The organism is Pseudomonas asiatica, from assembly GCF_040214835.1.
Classification (GTDB): Bacteria; Pseudomonadota; Gammaproteobacteria; order Pseudomonadales; family Pseudomonadaceae; genus Aquipseudomonas; species Aquipseudomonas putida_Z.
Genome location: NZ_CP157874.1, coordinates 283,331 through 304,900, shown reverse-complemented (window position 1 = coordinate 304,900; position 21,570 = coordinate 283,331). Strand labels below are relative to the sequence as shown.

The window sequence follows — 21,570 nt, the reverse complement described above, 5'->3', positions numbered from 1 at the left end:
CAGAACAGGCAACAAAAAGCTAAAGCCTCACCGCTGATCCCGCCCAACGGTGTATCATCCGCCCCCCAAATCATTAAAAAGTGACGTCGCGCGCTGCCCGCCAGCCCCGCGACCTTCTGGCGTTGCGCCAGAACCGACAATGGACTAACGGACCCGACCATCGTGACCCAAGCCAAGCCCCTCGCCCTGCTGACCCTCGCCCTGGCCCTGACCGGCTGCGCCAGCGGCACCGCTCCCCACCCCACCAGCAGCCTGGGCTGGAACCACCCCGGCATGCAGCTGGGCGGCGACAACGGCCTGCCCCTGCGCACCGAAAGCCCCTGCCGCAAGCGCGGCTGCGACAACGACAAGCTGTTCTTCAACCCGGGCAAAACCGAGCCGAGCGTCACCACCATCCATCGCGGCTGGTAGGAAAATTCTTCTTTCAGGTCGGTGACTTAGGTCATTTGCGAACATTCGCAACGAAGTTGTTTACAGGCGCCAACCGATCGTTATAATGACGCCCCATTGCCGGTATAGCTCAGATGGTAGAGCAACTGACTTGTAATCAGTAGGTCCCGGGTTCGATTCCTGGTGCCGGCACCATACGCAGTATCAAAAAAGGCTCACCGAAAGGTGGGCCTTTTTTGTTTCCAGCACGCTCTGCATCATCCCTTCCCCCAAGATTGATCTCAATCAAGCCTGACGCCAGCACGCAGCTTAGCCTGAGATCAGTCAGTCCTTGAGGGAAGGAAACCATGGCCAAGAAATTCCCCACAAACCCCAGCCACCCGGAGCGCATCTGCTGGGGCTGCGACCTGTACTGCCCGGCCAAGTCATTGGCCTGTGGCAATGGGGCGAGTCGGACCATGCACCCGGTGGAACTGTTTGGTGAGGACTGGGACAGTTTCGAGGACCGGCTGGAGAAACCGATTGAACAAGAGCAGGACACAGGGCCCAAGTGAGCTTTACGCGGTCCCTTGTAGGAGCGGCCTTGTGTCGCGAAAGGGCTGCGCAGCAGCCCCAGAACTTCAGCGTAAATGCACAAGTTGCCGGGGCTGCTGCGCAGCCCTTTCGCGACACAAGACCGCTCCTACACCTGGCTGCGCCAGCCAGGTCAGAACGCTGTGCTGACCGTCAGCGACAGGTTGCGTGGGTCACCATAAATCGCCCCGGCATAGAACCCGTAGCGGGTGTAGTAGTGCTTGTCGAACAGGTTGTTGGCGTTGAGGCTGACGCTGGTGTCGTCGGTCAGCTGGTACTTGGCCATGGCATTCCAGATGGCATAACCGGACCAGTTCACGTCAGTGGCACCGTTGCTCACACCATTGCTCGGCTGGCCCGCCGGGCTGGAGATTGCGCGGATGTTGCTCTGCGCAGTAACCCCGGCACCCAGGGTCAGGCGGTCGAGCGAGCCGGAAAGGCGGTAGGTGGTCGAGGCCTTGAACAGGTGCGATGGGTCGCTGCGGCCGTCGCTGTCGACGCGGCGGAAGTGCAGGTAGGTGTAGCCGGCGTACAGGTTCCAGCTGGGGGTCAGGGCGCCGGCGATTTCCAGGTCGATACCGTCGGTTTCCTGGCCGGAACCGGCCTTGTAGGCGTCGCCACCGGTCGGGGTGGTCAGGTCGCCGTCGAGCACTGCCTTGTTTTCCTGCTTGGTGCGGAAGTACGCCGCCGAGGCATTCAGGCGGCCATCGAACCACTCTCCCTTGATACCCGTCTCGTAGCTTTGCCCGCGAATCGGCTCGACCTTGCTGCCGCTGCTGGTTTCAGCGGTTTGCGGGGTGAAGATGTCGGTGTAGCTGGCATACAGCGAGTAGTTGTCGTTGAGGTCGTACACGGCGCCCAGGTACGGGGTGACGATGCCGTTCTCTTCCTGGCTGGTACGTGCGCCAGCCACGCTGCGGGTGGTGGCCGAGTAGTTGCTGGTGCGCACACCGAGGATGACCGACAGTGGGTCGGTGATGCTCAGGCGGGTTGCCGCGTACATGCCCTGCAGGCGGGTGGTGGTCTTGCTGTGGCGGCCGGTGCGCGAGGCGATGATGTTGTAGTCGTCATCCACGCCATTGCGCCAGTCGGTCAGCGGGAAGCCGTTGTTGGCGCGGAACTGGCAACCCAGCGCAGGCGCACTGGCCTTGCCGTCGCCAACCATGGTGCAGGTGTATTCCGGCGACCAGGCCACGGTGCGGCTGTCGTTGTAGCCAATCATCGCCTGGTGGGTACGGCCGAACAGCTGGAACGGGCCGGACAGGTCGACCTGCGCCGACTGCTGGGTGGTGTCGGTGGAGCTGTGCAAGCCGTTGAGCACGGCACCGCTGCCATCCTGGTCCCAATAGCCGCCGTAGCTGCCACGGCCCGCCGAGTTGACCTTGGCCAGGCCGCGGTGGTTGAGGGTTTCGGCGGTGCTCTGGGCGGCTTTCAGGTCCAGCGTCCAGTCGTTGTCGAAGCGGTGCTCCAGCGAGCCGAACGCGGTGCGGGTGGTGTACTCGCCAAAGCTCCAGCTGGGTACCACGTTGGTGCTGCGCGGCAGGTCGGTCTTGCTGCCATCGCTGTACCAGATCGGGATGTTCGCACCCCAGCCACCACCAACAATCTTGTTGTACTCGTACTGGTAGCCGGCACCGAGGGTTGTGGCGTCGTCCAGGTCGAACTCGAAGTTGGCCAGGGCGGCGCGGGAGCGTTCGGACTGGTTGTCGCGGAATGAGTTGGCGTCCTGCTGGGTCATCACGAAGCGCGAACGCAGGCGGCCGTCTTCGGACAGCGGCAGGTTGAGGTCGGCGCCCAGGCGGCGCTTGTCCCAGCTGCCGTAGGTGGCATAGGCGCTGCCGCCGAACGTCCTGGTCGGTGCCTTGCGGATCAGGTTGACGGTGGCCGACGGGTCGCCGGTACCGCCCAGCAGGCCGTTGGCGCCGCGCACGATGTCGATGCGCTCGTACAGGTCCATGTTCAGTGCGTTGCCGCCACCACTGAAGTCGGAGCCGCCCTGGAACTGCAGGCCATCGACCTTCCAGTTGCTGATCGAGTAACCACGGGCTCGGTAGTCGGTACGCCCGCCCACTTCGGACTTGCTCGCTGTCACGCCTGGGGTGGTTTCCAGCGCTTGCTCGATGGTGTGGATGTCGCGGTCATCCATCTGCTGGCGGGTAATGGTGGTGACCGACTGCGGCGTCTGGCGCGGCGTCAGGGCCAGGCCGGTGGAGCTGCGGGTGCTTTCGACGGTGTAACCCAGCTGACCAGCTTCGTCGGCAGGCAGCAGGGCGCTGTCTTCGATCTGCGTGGCCTCCAGTTCCAGGGGCTTGCTGTCGGCAGCCATCGCGCCCCCGCTGACGGCCACGGCAATGAACAGGGCCAGCGGTTTGAGGCGCGTGCCGCCTCGGCTGCTGGAGGGGAAGGCGTTCGGGGTGCTCTCGGAGTTCATTTGGGAAGGCTTCGTATTTGCAGATGATTTTTTGTTAGGATTCTAGGGATCGGCCCCCCGGGCTCCAGACCCGGCTTGTACGGGGATGTAATCGAACGTAACGAGCGCCACCGGCCCTCACCGAACAGGTGTTTTTCTGCATGAGCACAACTTTGCTTGTTGTCGACGATGACGACGAGATCCGCGAACTTCTTTGTGATTACCTGACAGATGCCGGCTATAACGTGCTGGCAGCGGCTGACGGCGAGCAGATGCGCGAACAACTGGCCCGGCACAAGGTGGAGCTGGTGGTGCTGGACCTGATGCTGCCGGGCGAAGACGGCCTGAGCCTGTGCCGCCAGCTGCAAGCCACGCCGGGGCTGGCGGTGATCATGCTGTCGGCCAAGGGCAGCACGCTGGACCGCATCATCGGCCTGGAGGTGGGTGCTGATGACTACCTGGCCAAGCCCTTCGAGCCACGCGAGCTGATCGCCCGGATCAAGGCCGTGCTGCGTCGTCCGCAACGCCTGGATGCGCTCGCTGAAGAGCCGGTAGAAGATGCCCAGCTGTTCGCCGGCTTCCGCCTGGAACACGTGAAACGCCTGCTCACCCGCCCCGATGGCGAGACCCTGACCCTGCCCCGCTCCGACTACCGCGTACTGCGCGAGCTGCTGGAAGCCAACAACCGTGTGGTGTCCCGCGACCAGCTGACGCGCAGTGCGTTCGGCCGCGACCACCTGCCAGACGACCGTTCAGTGGACATGTGCGTCAGCCGCCTGCGCCAGCACCTGCGGCACGCGCCGGCGGGTGCCGCGCAAATTCTCACTATCCGCAACGAAGGCTATTTGTTGAGCATCGCCGCCAACGGGGCCGATGCCTGACATGCGCTGGCTGCGCCGGCTGTGGCCACGCACGTTGTTCGGCCAGTTGCTGCTGATAATGGTCAGCGGCACCGTGCTGATCCAGTTGATGTCCAGCAGCATCTGGTTCGATGTGCGTTTTGCCCAGGTTCTCGAGGCCCCTGTCCGGCTGATTGCCGCACGCAGCGCGCCGTTGATCGCCCAGGCTGACTGCCGTGCCGGTGCATTGCAGGCGCCAGCGCATTACCAAGTGCGTTGCAGCGAAGCCCTGCCCACGCCGGTGCAGGACGAGCGCCGCGGGCGCAGGCGTGTCGAGCTGTTGCTGCACCAGGCCCTCGAGTACGAATTGGGGCATGCCCAGGACGTGCGCCTGATGAAGGTGCAGTTGACCGACGAACAGGGCCAGCCGATCGTCTGGCGCAGCCTGTTCGGCCTGCGCACGGCCCAGGCGCATCTGCAGCTCGCGGTGCCGTTGGCCGATGGGCACTGGCTGACCATCGAGGGCCAGGAACTGCAAGGCTGGAGCGGCGAGTCGGCCTGGGTGTTGATCAGCGATTACCTGTTGCGGGTGTACGCGCTGCGCATCGTCGCAGTATTGCTGGTGTGCCTGATAGCCGTTCGCCTGTGCCTGCGCCCGCTGCGGCGCCTGGCCGATGCCGCGCGCGGCCTGGGTAGCAACCTCGAGCAGCCGCCCTTGGCGCTGGATGGCCCGGAGGAAGTGCGCCAGGCGGCCCAGGCCTTCAACGCCATGCAGCAGCGGCTGATCGCGATGGTCAACGACAAGGCCTACTTCCTGGCCGCCGTGTCCCACGACCTGCGCACCCCGCTGACGCGCATGCGCCTGCGCCTGGAGCGCCTGCCGGACGACGACAACCGGCAGCGCCTGCGGCAGAACATCGCGCAGATGGACAACATGATCGGCCAGGTGCTCGATTACCTGCGTGCAGGGGAGCAGCAGAACTTGCAGCAGGTAGACCTGGACCGGCTGGTGGTGCGCCAGTGCGCGGAGCTGGCCACTGCCGAAGAGCCGTTGCCGGTGCATGGCCAGGCGGGCAGCCTGCGGGTCGATGCCCTGCTGCTGCAGCGCTGCCTGCAGAACCTGCTGGTCAATGCGTTGCGTTATGCCAAGGAGGTTTCGGTCACGCTGGAACAGGCGACCACGGGGGTGTTCATCCATATCGATGACCGCGGCCCGGGGATTGCTCCGAGCCTGCTGGCGACCATCATCGACCCGTTCGTGCGTGGTGAAGGGTCGCGCAACCAGGCGTCCGGGGGGTATGGGCTGGGGTTGAGCATCGCCCAGCGGATTGCTGCCAGCCATGGGGGCGAGTTGCTGCTGGCGAACCGCGAGGGGGGTGGGTTGCGGGTCAGCGTGTTACTACCCAATCAGCCTTTACGCGCCCCCCTGTAGGAGCGGCCTTGTGTCGCGATGGGCTGCGCAGCAGCCCCGGATTCTGAGTTGATGCAAAGAGTGCCGGGGCCGCGTCGCGGCCCTTTCGCGACACAAGGCCGCTCCTACAAAGGACCGCATGAGCCTGGAAATACGCGATCAGGTAACAGTCTTTTACCAATTACCCAGGTTTTCCCCTCCCCGCCTTTGCCTATCCTATGCCCGGTCATCCTGCCTGCGATGGACCCATGAAACACTCTCTACCCAGCCGCTACGCCTGCCTCGCCCTCTGCCTGCTGTTCACCTTCGCCAGCCTGCCGCTGCTACCCCAGCATGCCTGGCTGTGGCCGTTGACACTGATCACCGCGCTGCTCAGCCTGGTCGGCCTGAACGACCTGCGGCAAAGCCACCACGCCGTGCGCCGCAACTACCCGATCCTGGGCAACATCCGCTACCTGATCGAAACCATCCGCCCGGAAATCCGCCAGTACCTGATCGAGGGCGACGACGACAAGCTGCCGTTCTCCCGCTCGCAGCGTTCGCTGGTCTACGCCCGGGCCAAGAACGAAAGCGCCGAGAAGGCCTTCGGCACCCTCAACGATGCCTACAAGCCCGGCTTCGAGTTCATCAGCCATTCCATGCTGCCAGTGGCCACGCCAGACCCGGCATCGTTCCGCATCGCCATTGGCGGGCCGCAATGCCGCCTGCCCTACTCGGCATCGATCTTCAATATCTCGGCCATGAGCTTCGGCGCCCTCAGTGCCAACGCCATCGCTGCCCTGAACCGCGGTGCACGCATGGGCCGTTTTGCCCATGACACCGGCGAAGGCAGCATCAGCCCGTACCACCGCGAACATGGCGGGGACCTGATCTGGGAAATCGGCAGTGGCTACTTCGGCTGCCGCACCGAGGACGGGCGCTTCGACCCACAGCGCTTCGCCGAGCAGGCGCGCTCGCCGCAGGTGAAGATGATCGAGATCAAGCTCAGCCAGGGCGCCAAGCCGGGCCACGGCGGCATCCTGCCGGGGCACAAGGTCAGCCCCGAAATTGCCGCAACCCGTGGCGTGCGCGTGGGCGAGGATTGCATCTCGCCGGCGGCGCACAGTGCCTTCCGTACCCCGGTCGAGTTGCTGCAGTTCGTTGCCAGCCTGCGCGAGCTGTCGGGTGGCAAGCCGGTGGGGTTCAAATTCTGCCTGGGCCACCCTTGGGAGTTCATGGGCATTGCCAAGGCCATGCTGGCCACTGGCATCACTCCGGACTTCATCGTCGTCGATGGCAAGGAAGGCGGCACCGGGGCGGCGCCACGCGAGTTCAGCGACAACATGGGCGTGCCGATGCGCGAGGGCCTGATGTTCGTGCACAACACCCTGGTCGGCCTGAACCTGCGCGCCAGTATCCGCATTGGCGCGGCAGGCAAGATCGTCAGCGCCTTCGACATCGCCAGCGTGCTGGCCATCGGGGCGGACTGGGTCAACTCCGCGCGCGGCTTCATGTTCGCCATTGGCTGCATCCAGTCGCAGAGCTGCCATACCAACAAATGCCCGACTGGCGTGGCCACGCAAGACCCGCTGCGCCAGCGCGCCCTGGTGGTGCCGGACAAGGCCGAGCGGGTGGCAAGCTTCCACCGCAACACGCTGCATACGTTGGCCGAAATGTTGGCTGCCGCAGGCCTGGAACACCCTTCGGAGCTCAAGCCCAAGCACCTGGCGCGGCGTATCAGCCCTAGCGAAATCGGGCTGTTCTCGGACCTGCACACGTTCCTCAAGCCGGGCGAATTGCTCAGTGGCTCGATTGAAAGCGAGTTTTATGCGCGGATGTGGCGGATGGCGCGTAGTGACAGCTTTGCGCCGGAGACTGGGGAGGGAGAGATGAAGGTTGCTGGGGTGCGGCGCAGGGAAGTGGTGGAGACGGCGTGAAAGCCGGGGCCGCTTTGCGGCCCTTTCGCGACACAAGGCCGCTCCTACAGGAGTACGCCATCTCATGTAGGAGCGGCCTTGTGTCGCGATGGGCTGCAAAGCAGCCCCTAGGCCATCAGATCAGGATCAGAAGATGCTGATCGGGTACTCGACGAATACGCGGACTTCGTTGCCGTCGTCGTTGTAACCGTTCTGCTGCACGGCGTTGTTGGTACGCACGAACGAGCTACGCAGCTTGATCGACAGGTCCTTGGCCGGGCCGTCCTGCACCACGTAACGGATCTGGTTGAAGATCTCGCGCTCTTTACCTTCACCGAAGCCCTGCGGGTTGTCGACGTTGCGGGTGTTGATGTTGTCACCCACCACGTAGGCCAGCTTGTAGGTCAGGCCAGGGATGCCGTAGGCACCGAAGTCCAGGCCGTAGCCCAGCTGCCAGGAGCGCTCGTCTTCGGCGTTGAAGTCGGACCAGTACGAGTTGGCCAGGTAGATGGTCGAACCACCGTCACCCACGCCACCCTCGTTCTGGTACCAGCCGTAGTTGTAGCCGGTGCTGCCGGTGCTGCGCTGGTGGGCGATGGTGAACGAGTGCGCACCGAACGCGTAGGTAGCTGCCAGGCTCCAGATGGTGTTGGAGTCGCCGTTGAGTTTGGCGCTCTTGACGAACTTGTTGTCGATGTCCGACTTGTAGCCGTTGAAGTCCAGGGTCAGGGACTGGTCATTGGCGATCGGGAAGACGTAGTTCAGGCCCAGGTAGTGCTTCTTCATCACGTCTTCGTTGTCGGCGGTGTACAGCGAAGCGGTGAAGTTGTCGGTGAACTTGTAGCTACCACCAAGCACGTTGATCGACTTCAGGCCACCACCGTCACGGCGCTCGGCGCTCTTGCGCGCTTCCTGGGTGAAGCGGCCGGCGTTCAGTTCCAGGCCCTGGATCTCTTTGGAGGTGATCAGGGTACCGGTGAAGCTTTCTGGCAGCAGACGGGCGTCGTCGTACTGCAGCACTGGCAGTGCCGGCATCTGGTCACCGTACTTGAGCACGGTGTTGGAGATGCGGAACTTCACTGCAGCGCCACCACGGGCCAGGTTGTGCGGCGAGTTGGCGTTGCCGTTCTCGTCCTTGAAGTCCGAAGGCTTGAAGAAGTCGACACCGGCGCCACCGTTGTGGCCCTTGCCGCCGTCCAGACGCACGGCGTACAGGCCGAATGCATCGACACCGACACCGACGGTGCCCTGGGTGAAGCCGGAGGAGAAGTTGGCGATGACGCCCTGGCCCCATTCGATCTGGTCGTCGGTGCCGTGCTTCTTGTCACGATTGATGTAAGCGTTACGCAGCAGGACGTTGGCGTGGCTGTCCTCGATGAAGCCTTTGCTGTCGGCCTGATCATTGGCCTGTGCCTGGGTCGCGGCGATCATCGCCAGGGCGACCAGGCTGATCCTGGTTTTCAACATGTTGTTTTCCTTATTTCTTAATCAAAAACGCTCTGCAATATGACGCCAGGAACCAACGCCCCTTCGTAGGTTCGACGCTATGCGGATCCAGACTGGAAGGCCTGCCGGTAATCACACGGCGGCCTCTGGCAGCAGCATGGCCAAGATCATGGCCAGCAGGCGTTGGCCGAATCCTAGCCGTGTGCGATTACAAATGTCAAAAAGTCGTGAAATGCAGGTTGATATAACCAAAATTGCCTGTGGGTCTGGTGCATTTCCATGCAGGTTTGCGCTATCAGCGGACAATTTATCTTGTGTAGGAAATAGCCTTTTGATCGAACGGACAATTTCCGGTGAGGGCGCTTTCGCAGCACAAGGCTGCTCCTGCACGGAAACGCGGCGCAGCAGCGACCGTAACAAACTGACACAGATGTAATGACAACCCTTTACAAATACTCAAGCAAGAGCAAATAACAAGCATTACCATCCGCACCTCTTTTTCACCTGCTCGATCCGGATGTGCCCATGCTTGTACCCTGCCGTCTTTCACCCCTGACGCTTGGCCTGTCGCTGCTGTTCGGCGCCAGCCTGGCCAGTGCCGCCACCACCACCCTGCCGGAACTGTCGGTAACCGCCGACAGCGAGCGCGAAGAGGACAACCCGCGGGTCAAGGAGGTAAGCACCGCGACCCGCACCTCGACGCCGGTACGCTATGTGCCGCAGGCCATCGACACGGTGAAGACCGTCAACGTGCTGGATTACGGCAGCAACACCCTGGGCAAGGCGCTGGAAGGCATCCCCAACGTCAGCAGTGGTGCCGACACCCGCTTCGACAGCGTGCGCATCCGCGGCTTCGAGGCCAGCAACGACTTCTACCTGGACGGCATTCGCGACGACAGCCAGTACATCCGCGACCTGCATAACATCGAGCGGGTCGAAGTGCTCAAAGGGCCGGCAGCGGTGCTTTATGGCCGTGGCAGCCAGGGCGGTATCGTCAACCGGGTAAGCAAGGCGCCGGAGCACGGCCGCCGTTCGAGCATCGAGGCGCAGGCCGGCAGCGAGGACCTGCGCAGCCTGTATGCCGACCTCAGTGCCGACCCCAGCGACACCGTCAGCCTGCGCCTGAACATGGGCAACCAGGACAACAACAGCTTCCGCGACGGTATCGACGGCAGCCGCCAGCTGTTCGCCCCGTCGATCAGCTGGCAGGTCACCCCCGACCTGAACTGGCTGGTGCAATACGAATACAGCCGCTACAACCGCACCCCGGACCGTGGCATCCCCGGGGTCAACGGCCGCCCGGCAGATGTCAGCCGCAGCACCACCTATGGCGACACCCAGCGCGACTACATCGATGACCGCGCCCAGTCGCTGCGCTCGCGCCTGAACTACCAGCTGAACGAAACCTGGCAGCTGCGCCATACCCTGGGCCTGTTCAAGCTCGACAGTGAGTTCGACAACACCTACGTCACGGGCTACGACGCCAGCACCGACACCTTGACCCGCCAGCGCTGGCAGCAGGACCTGAACACCCGCAACCTGTTCAACACCCTCGAGGCCGAGGGCGACTTCGACACCCTGGGCCTGGAGCACAAGCTGTTGCTGGGCCTGGAGTTCGGCAACCAGAAGCGCGACCCGGTGCTGTACAAAGCGGTCGACCAGAAACTGCAGGGCCTGGGCAAGCCCGGCCGCAACCAGCAACTCAATGGCCCAATGACGTTGTTTAGTGACAACCATACCGTGGTCGATAGCCGCGGCCTTTATCTGCAAGACCAGATCCGCCTGAACGATCAGTGGCAGGTACTTGCCGGCGTACGCTTCGACCAGTTCGACGTGCAGACCACCAACAAGGATGGCCTGAGCGAAACACAGGACAGCAACAGCACCAGCCCACGCCTGGGTGTGGTCTACACACCGTGGCGCGACCATTCGTTCTACGCTTCGTGGAGCAAGACCTTCTCGCCTGTAGGTGGCGGTCTGATCGGCATCACCCCAGGCGCAAAGGGCAACGGTAACGATGCCAAGCCGGAAGAAACCCGCCAGAAAGAAATCGGCGTTAAAAGCGACTGGCTGGACCAGCGCCTGACCACCACCCTGGCCATCTACGAGCTGGAACTGTACAACCGCCGCACCCGCGACCCGCTTGTCCCGGAAAACATCTTGCTCAGCGGCATGCAGCGTTCGCGCGGTATCGAGCTGACCGCCACCGGCAACATCGTTGGCAACTGGTACGTGCGCGGTGGTATCGGCCTGCAGGACGCGACCATCGTCAAGGACAACAACGGCCAGGAAGGCAACCGCATCAATGACGTGGCCAAGCGCAACGGCAGCCTGTTCGTGACCTGGAAACCGGAACTGGGCTGGTACGCCGAAACCGGCCTGACGCTGGTGGGCGAGCGTTATGCGGACAACCAGAACACCACGGTGCTGCCGGGGTATGGCCGCTGGGATGCATTGGCGGGGTACCGCACGCAGGACTGGGATGTGCGGGCGGCGCTGAGCAACATTGCCGACAAGACCTACTACAGCTCGGCGACCAGCGCGGCGCAGATCGAGGTGGGTGAGCCGCGTAGCCTGGTGGTGACTGGCAGCTACAGCTTCTGATCTCCAGCGCCTGTGCCGGCCTCTTCGCGGCTAAAGCCGCTCCCACAGGTACCCCACATGTATCGAGCCCAGTGGGGTACCTGTGGGAGCGGCTTTAGCCGCGAAGGGGCCAGCACAGGTTTAAGCAATCGATCAGTGCCACACCGCCATCAGCGCCTGCATTTCTGCTTCGCTGATCAGCCCTTGGGGATATCGTCCGGCAAGCAGACGTTGTGGGTCGGTCGTCCTGACCCTGATGCATCCATGGTGTTTCAACCACTTCGCCACAAGCCTGAGCGATTGGTGATTCACTGCCGATGGGCGCAAAGCCGACTCACTTGCTGCGTTCATTTCTACACGTACTCCCTGGCCCGTGAGCGGCTAATCTACGTAAGGATTGTTACAGATCCGAGAGCTCGGCATGGCCGAGCTATCTAACTGAAAACAATACAAAACATATGCCAGCACAGGCCTGCGGACTGCCCCGGAAACAAAAAAGGCCCGTCATCTGACGGGCCCCTTCATTCACCGTGCGCTCAACGCTTGACCGGTGCCGGCTGCTGCTGGGTCAGGCAGTGGATGTTGCCACCGCCCAACAACAACTCGCGACCTGGGATCATCACCACCTCGTGGTCGGGGAAGATCTTCGCCAGAATCGCTCTGGCTTCGGCATCTGCCGGGTCGTCGAAGCTTGGCGCGATGATACCGCCGTTGACGATCAGGAAGTTCACGTACGAGCCGGCCAGGCGCACCGACGGGTCACGCTCCTGGCTGCCGGCCACCTGATCGACACCGGCACACTCTTCGGCGGTGGCGAACAGCGGGCCCGGGATCGGCATCTTGTGCACGATGAATTCACGGCCCTTGGCATCGCGGGTGTTCTTCAGCACCTCCATGGCGGCATGGCAGCGTGCATAGTTGGGGTCGTTGGAATCATCGGTCCAGGCCAGTAACACTTCGCCCGGGCGCACGTAACAGCAGAAGTTGTCGACATGGCCATCGGTCTCGTCGTTGTACAGGCCATCTGGCAGCCAGACCACGGTGTCCACCGCCAGCTGGTCGCGCAGCACCGCTTCGATCTGCTCGCGGTTCAGGTGCGGGTTGCGGTTGCGATTGAGCAGGCACTCTTCGGTGGTGATCACGGTGCCTTCGCCGTCCACGTGGATCGAGCCGCCCTCGAGCACGAAACCTTCGGTGTGGTAGCGCTGGCAGCGCTCCATTTCCAGGACCTTGGCTGCCAGCTCCTCGTCGCGGTTCCACGGTGCGTACAGGCCGCCGTCAAAGCCGCCCCAGGCATTGAAGCCCCAGTCCACGCCACGCACTTCACCCTGGTCGTTGATGACGAAGGTCGGGCCGGTGTCACGCACCCAGGCGTCGTCGTTGCTGATCTCGACCACGCGGATGTTCGGCTGGTCGAGCTGACGACGGGCATTTTCGTACTGGCCAGCGGAAACCGCGACGGTTACCGGCTCGAAGCGGGCAATGGCCTTGGCCAGGGTCACATGGGCAGCCTGCGCCGGCTTGCCGCCCAGGCGCCAGTTGTCGGGGCGCTCCGGCCAGACCATCCACACCTGGGTTTGCGGGGCCCACTCGGCGGGCATGTGGAAACCATCGGCACGGGGAGTGGAGTTGAGGGTTTTCATGGTTGACCTCTGTGATGGCCCTGAGCCGGACTGTGCTGGGGCGTTTGTCAATTTATAACCGATATATATCGATATTTGAAGCCCGATAATCGGGAAATCCATGAGCAAATACCGCTAGTAAATCGATAACAATCGAAACATACGCAACCTTGGCCGAGAACCAAAGCGGCACGACCTCTACCATAGACAGCCCTTGTGAATGCCGTTGAAGCCCAAGGCGGAAAAAACGGCCAGACCGGCTAGGGTCAATACATGAGCAGAACGGGCCAGCGAACCGCCATGAACATCATCCCTACCGCGATCCCTGAAGTACTGATCATCGAGCCAAAGATTTTTGGTGACAGCCGTGGTTTTTTCTTCGAGGCGTTCAACGCCCGTGAGTTCGCCCGGAAAACCGGCGTGAATGTCGAGTTCGTTCAGGACAACCACTCGCGCTCCATCAAGGGTGTGCTGCGTGGCCTGCACTATCAGGTGGCAAACACCCAAGGCAAGCTGGTGCGCGTGGTGCAGGGGGAAATCCGTGATATTGCCGTGGACGTGCGCAAGAGCTCGCCAACCTTCGGCCAATGGGTCGCGGTGCAGCTGTCGGCCGACAATCATCGCCAGTTGTGGATTCCGCCCGGCTTCGCCCATGGCTTTGCGGTGATGAGCGAGTCGGCCGAGTTTCTCTACAAGACCACCGACTACTACAACCCGGGCGCCGACCGCTGCATCCGCTGGGATGACCCGACGCTGGCCATCGACTGGGAGCTGCAGCAGCCACCGGTGCTGTCGGACAAGGACAAGCTCGGCCTGCCACTGGCAGAGGCGGAACTGCTGCCTTAACTAGCGCATAATTGCGGCAGACTTTTCTGGCGCCTTTACGTGATGATTGCAAAACCCACGCCCCCACGCCGTCCCCGCTGGCGCAGCCTGGCCCTGTTGGCCCTGTGCCTGGCCCCGTTACTGTGGCCCCTGCATCACCTGGCCGAACGTTACTACCAGGAAGAACTGGCCTCGCAGAACCGCCAGACCCTCGACCTGTACGTCGCCAACCTGCTCGGTACCCTGCACCGCTACGAAACCTTGCCGCAGATACTCGGCGACCTGCCGGCGCTGCGCGGGGTGCTGGCCGACCCGTTCCGCCTGGAAGCGGTGACAAACGCCAACCGCCTGCTCAAGGACATCGTCCAGCAGACTGGCGCCGAGGTGATGTACCTGATGGACGTCAGCGGCAACACCCTGGCCGCCTCCAACTGGGACAAGCGCGACAGCTTCGTCGGCCGCAACTTCGCCTTCCGCCCCTACTTCAACGAAGCCATGGCCGGCCGCCTGGGGCGCTTCTTTGGCCAGGGCACCACATCGGCCAAGCGCGGTTACTTCTTCGCCGCCGCCGTGCGAGACCGTGAACGCATCGTTGGCGTACTGGTGGTCAAGGTCGACCTCGACCACACCGAAACCTTGTGGGGCCGCACCCCCGAGCAGCTGTTGCTGACCGACCACAATGGCGTGGTCATCCTGACCTCGCGGCCCGACTGGCGCTTCCGCGCGACCCGCGCGCTGACCGAGGCCGAGCGCCAGGCCATCATCGCCATCCAGCCCTACCCGACCCAGGCCCCGCAACCGCTGGTGCTAAACCAGGACGCATGGATCAGCCAGACCCGCGACATCAAGGAAACCGGCTGGCAGGTCAGCATCCTCGCCCCGCGCATGCTGGTCGACCGTTCGGTGCAAACCGTGATGGCCATCGGCGCTGGCACCCTGCTGGTGCTGATGCTGCTGGCCGGCCTGGTGATGCAGCGGCGCCGTCACTACATCGACCGCATCGACTTCGAGGCACGTGGCCGCCAGGAACTGGAAAAACGCGTGGCCGAGCGCACCGCCGACCTCGAAGGCCTGAACACCCGGCTCAAGAGCGCCGTGCTGGAGCGCGAGAACGCCCAACAGGAGGCCGTACGCGCCCAGGACGAACTGGTGCAGGCCGGCAAGCTGTCGGTGCTCGGCACCATGTCGGCCAGCATCAGCCACGAACTCAACCAGCCGCTGGCCGCCATCCGCAGCTACGCGGAAAACGCCGAGATCCTGCTCGACCACCAGCGTACCGAGGACGCCCGTGGCAACCTCAAGCTGATCGGCGAGCTGACCGGGCGCATGGCCTCGATCATCGCCCACCTGCGCGCCTTCGCCCGTCGTGACCGCCATGCCCCGGAGAGCGTGGCCCTGCAGCCGGCCCTGGACGATGCCTTGGCGCTGCTGGCCAAGCGCCGCCGGGCGATGGCCGTCGAGCTGATCCGCGACCTGCCGGAAGCCACCTTGTGGGTACAGGCCGGCGAGACCCGCCTGCGCCAGGTGCTTGGCAACCTGCTGGCCAATGCCCTCGACGCCCTGACCGAAAAGGCCAACCCGCGCCGCCTGTGGCTAAGTGCCGAGCAGCGCGATGACTGCGTCTACCTGTACATTCGCGACAACGGCCCCGGCTTCAGCCGCCAGGCCCTGGAGCACGCCAAGGAGCCGTTCTTCACCACCAAGACCCGCACCCAGGGCCTGGGCCTGGGCCTGGCCATCTGCGAAAGCCTGATGCGCGCCCTGGGCGGTGAACTGCTACTGGCCAACCACCCGGAGGGTGGCGCTCTGCTGACCCTGCAGCTGCGTGTGGCCGCGCCTGGCGCTACTTTGCCCAATTCGGAGGACCCCTCGGCATGACCACCGAGACACTGATCGACAGCCGAGCCCAGGTCATCCTGGTCGATGATGACCCGCACCTGCGCCAGGCCCTGAGCCAGACCCTGGACCTGGCCGGGCTCAAGGTGGTCGCCCTGGCCGATGCCCAGGGCCTGGCCGAACGCATCGAGGCCGACTGGCCCGGGGTGGTGGTCAGCGACATCCGCATGCCGGGCATCGATGGCCTGCAGCTGCTGGAACAACTGCACGGCCGTGACAACGAGCTGCCGGTGCTGCTGATCACCGGCCACGGCGATGTGCCGCTGGCGGTGCAGGCGATGCGCGCCGGCGCCTACGACTTTCTGGAAAAGCCCTTTGCCAGCGACGCCCTGCTGGACAGCGTGCGCCGCGCCCTGGCCCTGCGCCGCCTGGTGCTGGACAACCGCAGCTTGCGCCTGGCCCTGAGCGACCGTCAGCAATTGGCCACCCGCTTGGTGGGCCAGTCGCCGTCCATGCAGCGCCTGCGCGAGCAGATCGGCGCCCTGGCCGGCACCCGCGCCGATGTGCTGATCCTGGGTGAGACCGGTGCCGGCAAAGAGGTGGTGGCCCGCGCCCTGCACGACCTGTCCAGCCGCCGCGACGGGCCGTTCGTGGCGATCAACGCCGGCGCACTGGCCGAGTCGGTGGTCGAAAGCGAGCTGTTCGGCCATGAGCCTGGGGCGTTCACCGGCGCGCAGAAACGCCGCATCGGCAAGTTCGAGTTCGCCAACGGTGGCACGCTGTTCCTCGACGAAATCGAGAGCATGAGCCTGGATGTGCAGGTGAAACTGCTGCGCATGTTGCAGGAACGGGTGGTCGAGCGCCTGGGTGGCAACCAGCTGATCCCGCTGGACATCCGCATCATCGCCGCGACCAAGGAGGACCTGCGCCAGTCAGCCGACCAGGGGCGTTTCCGCGCCGACCTGTATTACCGCCTGAACGTGGCGCCGCTGCGTATTCCACCGCTGCGCGAACGCGGCGATGACATCCTGGTGCTGTTCCAGCACTTCGCCGACGCCGCCAGCCAGCGCCATGGCCTGCCGCCACACGCCTTGCAGCCGGCCCAGCGCGCCATGCTGCTGCGTCACGACTGGCCCGGTAACGTACGCGAGCTGCAGAACGCCGCCGAGCGTTTCGCCCTTGGCCTGGAACTGGCCCTGGACGGCCAGGCGCCACCTGCGGCAATGCCTGCGGTACCGATGCCGAGCGGCAACCTCAGCGAACAGGTCGAGCAGTTCGAACGCTCGCTGATCGCTGCCGAACTGGCCCAGCCACACAGCTCCATGCGCAGCCTGGCCGAGGCGCTGGGCATCCCCCGCAAGACCCTCCACGATAAGCTGCGCAAGCATGGCTTGAGCTTCGACGGCGGTAGCGGCGGGCATGACGATCAAGAGGACAACCGTTAATGAACACCGATAGCCAGTACTTGCAGTCCGTCCTGCACGGCGACATCCCCCTGACCCGCGAAATGGGCCTGGAAGTGCTCGATTGGCAGCAGCACACCCTGCGCCTGCAATTGCCGCTGGCGGCCAACGTCAACCACAAGAGCACCATGTTCGGCGGCAGCCTGTACTGCGCCGCGGTGCTGGTGGGTTGGGGGTGGCTGCACCTGCGCTTGCGCGAGTTGGGGATCGATGACGGGCATATCGTCATCCAGGAAGGGCAGATCAGTTATCCGCTGCCGGTTACCGGGGCGGCGGTGGCGCGCTGTGCGGCGCCGGATGAAAAGACCTGGGAGCGGTTCTTGACCATGTACCAGCGCCGCGGGAGGGCACGGTTGACGCTGGAGACCACGGTGAGCAATGCCGGTAGTGACGAGCCTGCTGTTACCTTCAGCGGCCAGTACGTGCTGCACCGCTGAAACCAATGGACTGTCGCGACTCCTGTAGGAGCGGCCTTGTGTCGCGATCGGGCCGCGACGCGGCCCCGGCAATTAATGCGGCAATGCTGAAACCCTGGGGCCGCGCTGCGGCCCGATCGCGACACAAGGCCGCTCCTACACGATCATGTCCGCCTGTCAGATCAGGCTCAGGAAGGCTTGGCGCCACGCAGCATTTGCCGGCAACGCCAGGAAATGCGGGTTGAGCAACGACTCCCGCGCCGGGTACCGGAACGGCAAGCCATCCAGTCCGATTACCTCCCCACCAGCACCTTCCACCACGCCCTGCGCCGCCGCGGTATCCCACTGCGAGGTCGGTGCCAGGCGCGGATAGCAATCGGCGCTGCCCTCGGCCAACAGGCAGAACTTCAGCGAACTGCCGATATTGGCCAGCTCCAGCTCACCCACCGCAGCCCCCAACCCGGCCAACAAGGCTTCCTGTTCCGGGCTGGAATGGCGACGGCTGGCAACCACGGTGAAACGCCCATCCGCCGGCGGCGCGTTGCGTACCTGGATCGCCTGGGCGGCCTCACCCACTTCCGCACGCCATGCGCCCAACCCGCGACCACCGAAGTAGCAGCGCCCGTTGGTCGGCATGGAAACCACGCCAAACACCACCTCGCCGTTTTCGACCAGGGCGATGTTGACCGTGAACTCTTCGCTGCCGGCAATGAATTCCTTGGTGCCGTCCAGCGGGTCGACCAGCCACCAGCGGCTCCAGCCCTGACGCTCGGCCAGCGGAATGTTGCAGTCCTCTTCGGACAGAACCGGGATCTGCGGCGCCAGCGCCAGCAGGCCATCGGCAATCACCCGGTGCGCCGCCAGGTCGGCGGCGGTGACCGGCGAATCGTCGGCCTTGTTCGTCACGGCCACATCGGCGCGCCAGAACGGCAAGATCGCTTCGCCCGCCAACAGGGCCAGCTTGACCACTTCGTGCATCAATTGCAGGTCGTTCATGCTTCCAGCAGCCCCCGCTGAATCAGCAGGTCACGCGCCAGGTACAGCGCCGCCAGGGCACGCCCCTCGGTGAACTGTGGGTGCATGGCCAGGGCCGAGAGTTCGCGCAGGTTGACCTTGTCGACCCGCATCGGCTCCGGCTCGTCGCCCTCCAGGCGCTCCTCGTAAAGGTCGCTGGCCAGCACCACCTGGATCTTCTGGCTCATGTAGCCCGGCGACAGCGACAGCTCGGTCAGGTGCTCCAGCTGGCGCGCGCCAAAACCGGCCTCTTCCTTGAGCTCCCGGTCGGCTGCCGCCAGCACGTCCTCGCCCGGCTCGATCAGGCCTTTGGGCAGCGACAGCTCGTATTCGTCGGTGCCGCCGCAGTATTCCTCCACCAGCACCGCGTGCTCGGCATCGAGCATGGCCACGATCATCACCGCGCCGTAGCCATTACCCCGGCCCACCAGGCGCTCGTAGGTACGCTCGTTGCCATTGCTGAAGCGCAATTGCACGGCTTCGACGCGAAACAGGCGGCTGCTGGCGACGATTTCGCGGCTGAGGACGGTGGGTTTCTGGCGCATGGGGCGGCTCCTTGGCGTGAACGGGTTACTATACCGTGGCTTGCCGACTGATCGAGAGTTTCCCATGCCTGTTCTTCCCTGGTCTGCCATCGATACCGTCCTGCTGGACATGGATGGCACCCTGCTCGACCTGCATTACGACAACCGCTTCTGGCTGGACCACCTGCCCCAGCGCTATGCCGAGCTGCACGGGGTGAGCCGGGCCATGGCGGAAATGGAGCTGCAGCCGCTGTTCGAACGCAATGCCGGCACGCTGAACTGGTATTGCCTGGACTTCTGGAGCCGCGAACTGCGGCTGCCGATCCGCGAGCTGAAACAGGAAATCGCCGACCTGATCGCCCTGCGCCCGGATGCCGATACTTTCCTTGCCGCTATCCGCGACGCGGGCAAGCGCGTGGTGATGATCACCAATGCGCACCGGGATTCGCTGTCGCTGAAGCTGGAGCGGGTGGAGCTGGCGCCGTATTTCGAACGGCTGATCAGCTCGCATGACTATGGCTACCCGAAGGAAAGCCCGCAGTTCTGGGACGCATTGCAGGCGGACATCGGCTTTGAACCGGAGCGCAGCCTGTTCATCGATGACACCCTGGCGATTCTGCGCAGTGCGCGACGGTTTGGCGTGGGGCATCTGCTGGCGGTGCGCCAGCCGGATAGCCAGGCAGGGCCGCGGGATACCGAGGAGTTTGCGGCGGTCGAGGATTACCGGGAATTATTGGTAGGCCTGTGAAGGCCCTTTCGCGGGTAAACCCGCTCCCACAGGATCACCACAGGTCTGAACTGTGTGCGATCCCTGTGGGAGCGGGTTTACCCGCGAAGAGGCCGGTACAGGCTGCAGAGATCAGTCAGGAATACGCAACACCTGCCCCGGATAGATCTTGTCCGGGTGCTTGAGCATCGGCTTGTTGGCCTCGAAGATCTTCTGATACTTGTTGGGGTCGCCATACACCTTCTTCGAAATGGCGCTCAACGTATCACCCTTCTCCACCGTCACGAACCGCGCGGCCTGGGCCACCGGTCCGGTCACGGTGATCTGGTCATCGACACTGGCCACGCCAGCGACGTTGCCCGCCGCCAGGATGATCTTCTCCTTCTCCTCCTGGCTGGCCACCTCACCCTTGAGGATGATCGTGTCGCCCTCTACAGTGGCCGTGATATTCGGGTTGCCCAGGCCGACACTTTCCACGTGTTTCTTCAGCTGCTCTTCGGCATTGGCATTGCCGGGGGTCAGCAGGTCGATCAACTTCTCGCCCGCTTCCTTGACGAAACTGAACAAGCTCATAGCGCTCTCCTTGTTGACGAAACCTCGGACACAGCAGTCTAGGCCAGCTTTTCCCCTGGCGCCCCCATGCGACCAATCGACGCGGTCTATCAAGGCATAGACCCTAGCGATTAGACGCCGCCGGCCCGCACGCCTAGGCTTGTGCTATCTGAAAGCTGCCGATAGCCCCGATGAAAAGTCAGCCCCGATGAACAGCAAACCTCCGGTCTGCGCGGCCTCATCGCCCTTGACCATGCCCGCCGCCAGCAACACCTACGATTACGTCCAGCTCAATGACGCCAGACGCGACAGCACGCCCCTGGCCGAAGAAGTGGCCCTGGCCATTGTCTACAACGGCCTGAATCAGGCGGTGATGCTGGTCAGCCCCACCGACCTGGAAGACTTCGCCGTCGGCTTCAGTGTCGGCAGCGGCATAGTGGAAGGCACCACGGAAATCTACGACCTGAAACTCTCCGGCAGCGGCTCGGCAATGTATGCCGACCTGGAGATTTCCAGCCGTGCGTTCTGGAACCTGAAAAACCAGCGCCGCCAGCTGGCCGGCACCAGTGGTTGCGGCCTGTGCGGGGTCGAAGCGCTGGAGCAGGCACTGCCAGAGCTGGCCAAGTTGCCTGGCGCACCCTTGCCACCGGCGCAATGGCTGGTCGGCCTGCGTGAGCGCATCGATGCCTTCCAGCCCCTCGGCCAGCACTGCGGCGCGGTGCATGCGGCGCTGTTCATGGACCGCCACGGCGAACTGCTGCTCGGCCGCGAAGACATCGGCCGGCACAATGCCCTCGACAAGCTGATCGGCGCCTTGCTGCGCCAAGGCATCGACAGCCAGGGTGGCCTGGCCATCGTCACCAGCCGATGCAGCCTGGAGCTGATCCAGAAGGTGCTGCGGGCCGGTATCCAGACCCTGGTCAGCCTGTCGGCGCCCACCGGTCTTGCCCTGCAATGGGCGCGCAAGCACAACCTCAACCTTATCCATCTGCCCAAGCACAGCGCACCGCGGGTCTACAGCCCAGCGGCGGAGTCGTAACAGTC

At 63.9% G+C, this 21,570-nt stretch carries 19 protein-coding genes and 1 tRNA gene; 13 read left to right on the top strand and 7 right to left on the bottom strand.

The genetic code is table 11. The features are described 5' to 3' along the window. The first annotated feature begins 162 nt into the window (after window positions 1-162). The 3 genes from ABNP31_RS01340 (at window position 163) to ABNP31_RS01330 (ending at window position 944) form a co-directional block, all read left to right on the top strand. Window positions 163-411, top strand: a complete 249-nt coding sequence (locus ABNP31_RS01340) for a hypothetical protein (protein ID WP_015268625.1) — start codon at window positions 163-165, stop codon at window positions 409-411. A 98-nt stretch (window positions 412-509) separates the two neighbouring features. Next, window positions 510-585: transfer RNA gene (locus tag ABNP31_RS01335), tRNA-Thr, on the top strand. A 152-nt stretch (window positions 586-737) separates the two neighbouring features. Beyond that, entirely contained in the window at window positions 738-944 is a 207-nt protein-coding gene (locus tag ABNP31_RS01330; RefSeq protein WP_085721806.1) for a DUF3079 domain-containing protein, read from the top strand. A gap of 152 nt (window positions 945-1,096) precedes the next feature. Here the strand turns inward: ABNP31_RS01330 and ABNP31_RS01325 are convergent, their stop codons facing one another. After that, window positions 1,097-3,394 (bottom strand): TonB-dependent siderophore receptor, encoded by a 2,298-nt coding sequence (locus ABNP31_RS01325; protein WP_350012920.1) that lies wholly within the window; start codon window positions 3,392-3,394, stop codon window positions 1,097-1,099. Window positions 3,395-3,534: 140 nt separating this feature from the next. Between ABNP31_RS01325 and ABNP31_RS01320 the strand changes: the two genes are divergently transcribed. The 3 genes from ABNP31_RS01320 (at window position 3,535) to ABNP31_RS01310 (ending at window position 7,539) form a co-directional block, all read left to right on the top strand. After that, complete coding sequence (locus ABNP31_RS01320; protein WP_350012919.1) at window positions 3,535-4,254, top strand: response regulator; 720 nt, start codon at window positions 3,535-3,537, stop codon at window positions 4,252-4,254. A 1-nt stretch (window position 4,255) separates the two neighbouring features. Beyond that, a complete protein-coding gene (locus ABNP31_RS01315; protein ID WP_085664215.1) occupies window positions 4,256-5,644 on the top strand; it encodes an ATP-binding protein in 1,389 nt (462 codons plus the stop codon). A 227-nt stretch (window positions 5,645-5,871) separates the two neighbouring features. Next, window positions 5,872-7,539, top strand: a complete 1,668-nt coding sequence (locus ABNP31_RS01310; RefSeq protein WP_350012918.1) for an FMN-binding glutamate synthase family protein — start codon at window positions 5,872-5,874, stop codon at window positions 7,537-7,539. A 126-nt stretch (window positions 7,540-7,665) separates the two neighbouring features. Here the strand turns inward: ABNP31_RS01310 and ABNP31_RS01305 are convergent, their stop codons facing one another. Further along, window positions 7,666-8,985: an OprD family porin gene (locus tag ABNP31_RS01305; protein ID WP_015268619.1), complete on the bottom strand. Its 1,320-nt coding sequence runs from the start codon at window positions 8,983-8,985 to the stop codon at window positions 7,666-7,668. A gap of 504 nt (window positions 8,986-9,489) precedes the next feature. Between ABNP31_RS01305 and ABNP31_RS01300 the strand changes: the two genes are divergently transcribed. Then, the gene (locus ABNP31_RS01300) at window positions 9,490-11,568 is read left to right on the top strand and encodes a TonB-dependent receptor (RefSeq protein WP_085664161.1); all 2,079 of its coding nucleotides are present in this window, start codon (window positions 9,490-9,492) and stop codon (window positions 11,566-11,568) included. A gap of 132 nt (window positions 11,569-11,700) precedes the next feature. Here the strand turns inward: ABNP31_RS01300 and ABNP31_RS01295 are convergent, their stop codons facing one another. Next, window positions 11,701-11,898, bottom strand: coding sequence for a hypothetical protein (locus ABNP31_RS01295; protein WP_075044327.1), 198 nt, complete (start codon window positions 11,896-11,898; stop codon window positions 11,701-11,703). Window positions 11,899-12,083: 185 nt separating this feature from the next. Beyond that, window positions 12,084-13,190 (bottom strand): agmatine deiminase, encoded by a 1,107-nt coding sequence (gene aguA / locus ABNP31_RS01290; RefSeq protein WP_025337343.1) that lies wholly within the window; start codon window positions 13,188-13,190, stop codon window positions 12,084-12,086. A gap of 279 nt (window positions 13,191-13,469) precedes the next feature. Here aguA and rfbC point away from each other — a divergent pair, with 279 nt between their 5' ends. From rfbC to ABNP31_RS01270, 4 genes are read left to right on the top strand one after another with little or no spacing between them, the layout of a single operon-like run. Further along, entirely contained in the window at window positions 13,470-14,015 is a 546-nt protein-coding gene (rfbC, locus tag ABNP31_RS01285; protein ID WP_085664162.1) for a dTDP-4-dehydrorhamnose 3,5-epimerase, read from the top strand. A gap of 42 nt (window positions 14,016-14,057) precedes the next feature. Continuing rightward, window positions 14,058-15,872 carry a sensor histidine kinase gene (locus ABNP31_RS01280; protein ID WP_025337341.1) on the top strand — a complete coding sequence of 605 codons (1,815 nt, stop codon included), beginning with the start codon at window positions 14,058-14,060 and terminating at the stop codon, window positions 15,870-15,872. Further along, window positions 15,869-17,275, top strand: a complete 1,407-nt coding sequence (locus ABNP31_RS01275) for a sigma-54-dependent transcriptional regulator (protein WP_025337340.1) — start codon at window positions 15,869-15,871, stop codon at window positions 17,273-17,275. The genes ABNP31_RS01280 and ABNP31_RS01275 overlap by 4 nt, the downstream gene beginning before the upstream one ends. Next, window positions 17,275-17,730, top strand: a complete 456-nt coding sequence (locus tag ABNP31_RS01270) for a YiiD C-terminal domain-containing protein (RefSeq protein WP_085664163.1) — start codon at window positions 17,275-17,277, stop codon at window positions 17,728-17,730. Before ABNP31_RS01275 ends, ABNP31_RS01270 begins: the two co-directional genes overlap by 1 nt. 156 nt (window positions 17,731-17,886) lie before the next feature. On the opposite strand, the gene cysQ is transcribed toward ABNP31_RS01270, so the two are convergent. Then, window positions 17,887-18,705: a 3'(2'),5'-bisphosphate nucleotidase CysQ gene (gene cysQ / locus ABNP31_RS01265; RefSeq protein ID WP_350012917.1), complete on the bottom strand. Its 819-nt coding sequence runs from the start codon at window positions 18,703-18,705 to the stop codon at window positions 17,887-17,889. Beyond that, window positions 18,702-19,268 (bottom strand): ADP compounds hydrolase NudE, encoded by a 567-nt coding sequence (gene nudE, locus ABNP31_RS01260; RefSeq protein ID WP_015268611.1) that lies wholly within the window; start codon window positions 19,266-19,268, stop codon window positions 18,702-18,704. Before nudE ends, cysQ begins: the two co-directional genes overlap by 4 nt. A 64-nt stretch (window positions 19,269-19,332) precedes the next feature. Here nudE and yrfG point away from each other — a divergent pair, with 64 nt between their 5' ends. Further along, on the top strand, window positions 19,333-19,995 hold the full coding sequence (yrfG, locus tag ABNP31_RS01255) for a GMP/IMP nucleotidase (protein ID WP_003257447.1): 663 nt from the start codon (window positions 19,333-19,335) through the stop codon (window positions 19,993-19,995). Window positions 19,996-20,106: 111 nt separating this feature from the next. On the opposite strand, the gene lysM is transcribed toward yrfG, so the two are convergent. After that, window positions 20,107-20,547, bottom strand: a complete 441-nt coding sequence (gene lysM, locus ABNP31_RS01250) for a peptidoglycan-binding protein LysM (protein ID WP_023661080.1) — start codon at window positions 20,545-20,547, stop codon at window positions 20,107-20,109. Between the two features lie 187 nt (window positions 20,548-20,734). Between lysM and fdhD the strand changes: the two genes are divergently transcribed. Further along, entirely contained in the window at window positions 20,735-21,565 is an 831-nt protein-coding gene (gene fdhD / locus ABNP31_RS01245) for a formate dehydrogenase accessory sulfurtransferase FdhD (protein WP_075044326.1), read from the top strand. The last annotated feature ends 5 nt before the right edge of the window (window positions 21,566-21,570 follow it).

What these genes read in the sequence shown, in the direction of transcription:
- ABNP31_RS01330 (WP_085721806.1), top strand. Translation starts at nt 738, where the DNA reads ATGGCCAAGAAATTCCCCACAAACCCCAGCCACCCGGAGCGCATCTGC.
- ABNP31_RS01325 (WP_350012920.1), bottom strand. Translation starts at nt 3,394, where the DNA reads ATGAACTCCGAGAGCACCCCGAACGCCTTCCCCTCCAGCAGCCGAGGC.
- ABNP31_RS01320 (WP_350012919.1), top strand. Translation starts at nt 3,535, where the DNA reads ATGAGCACAACTTTGCTTGTTGTCGACGATGACGACGAGATCCGCGAA.
- ABNP31_RS01315 (WP_085664215.1), top strand. Translation starts at nt 4,256, where the DNA reads ATGCGCTGGCTGCGCCGGCTGTGGCCACGCACGTTGTTCGGCCAGTTG.
- ABNP31_RS01310 (WP_350012918.1), top strand. Translation starts at nt 5,872, where the DNA reads ATGAAACACTCTCTACCCAGCCGCTACGCCTGCCTCGCCCTCTGCCTG.
- ABNP31_RS01305 (WP_015268619.1), bottom strand. Translation starts at nt 8,985, where the DNA reads ATGTTGAAAACCAGGATCAGCCTGGTCGCCCTGGCGATGATCGCCGCG.
- ABNP31_RS01300 (WP_085664161.1), top strand. Translation starts at nt 9,490, where the DNA reads ATGCTTGTACCCTGCCGTCTTTCACCCCTGACGCTTGGCCTGTCGCTG.
- ABNP31_RS01295 (WP_075044327.1), bottom strand. Translation starts at nt 11,898, where the DNA reads ATGAACGCAGCAAGTGAGTCGGCTTTGCGCCCATCGGCAGTGAATCAC.
- aguA (WP_025337343.1), bottom strand. Translation starts at nt 13,190, where the DNA reads ATGAAAACCCTCAACTCCACTCCCCGTGCCGATGGTTTCCACATGCCC.
- rfbC (WP_085664162.1), top strand. Translation starts at nt 13,470, where the DNA reads ATGAACATCATCCCTACCGCGATCCCTGAAGTACTGATCATCGAGCCA.
- ABNP31_RS01280 (WP_025337341.1), top strand. Translation starts at nt 14,058, where the DNA reads ATGATTGCAAAACCCACGCCCCCACGCCGTCCCCGCTGGCGCAGCCTG.
- ABNP31_RS01275 (WP_025337340.1), top strand. Translation starts at nt 15,869, where the DNA reads ATGACCACCGAGACACTGATCGACAGCCGAGCCCAGGTCATCCTGGTC.
- ABNP31_RS01270 (WP_085664163.1), top strand. Translation starts at nt 17,275, where the DNA reads ATGAACACCGATAGCCAGTACTTGCAGTCCGTCCTGCACGGCGACATC.
- cysQ (WP_350012917.1), bottom strand. Translation starts at nt 18,705, where the DNA reads ATGAACGACCTGCAATTGATGCACGAAGTGGTCAAGCTGGCCCTGTTG.
- nudE (WP_015268611.1), bottom strand. Translation starts at nt 19,268, where the DNA reads ATGCGCCAGAAACCCACCGTCCTCAGCCGCGAAATCGTCGCCAGCAGC.
- yrfG (WP_003257447.1), top strand. Translation starts at nt 19,333, where the DNA reads ATGCCTGTTCTTCCCTGGTCTGCCATCGATACCGTCCTGCTGGACATG.
- lysM (WP_023661080.1), bottom strand. Translation starts at nt 20,547, where the DNA reads ATGAGCTTGTTCAGTTTCGTCAAGGAAGCGGGCGAGAAGTTGATCGAC.
- fdhD (WP_075044326.1), top strand. Translation starts at nt 20,735, where the DNA reads ATGAACAGCAAACCTCCGGTCTGCGCGGCCTCATCGCCCTTGACCATG.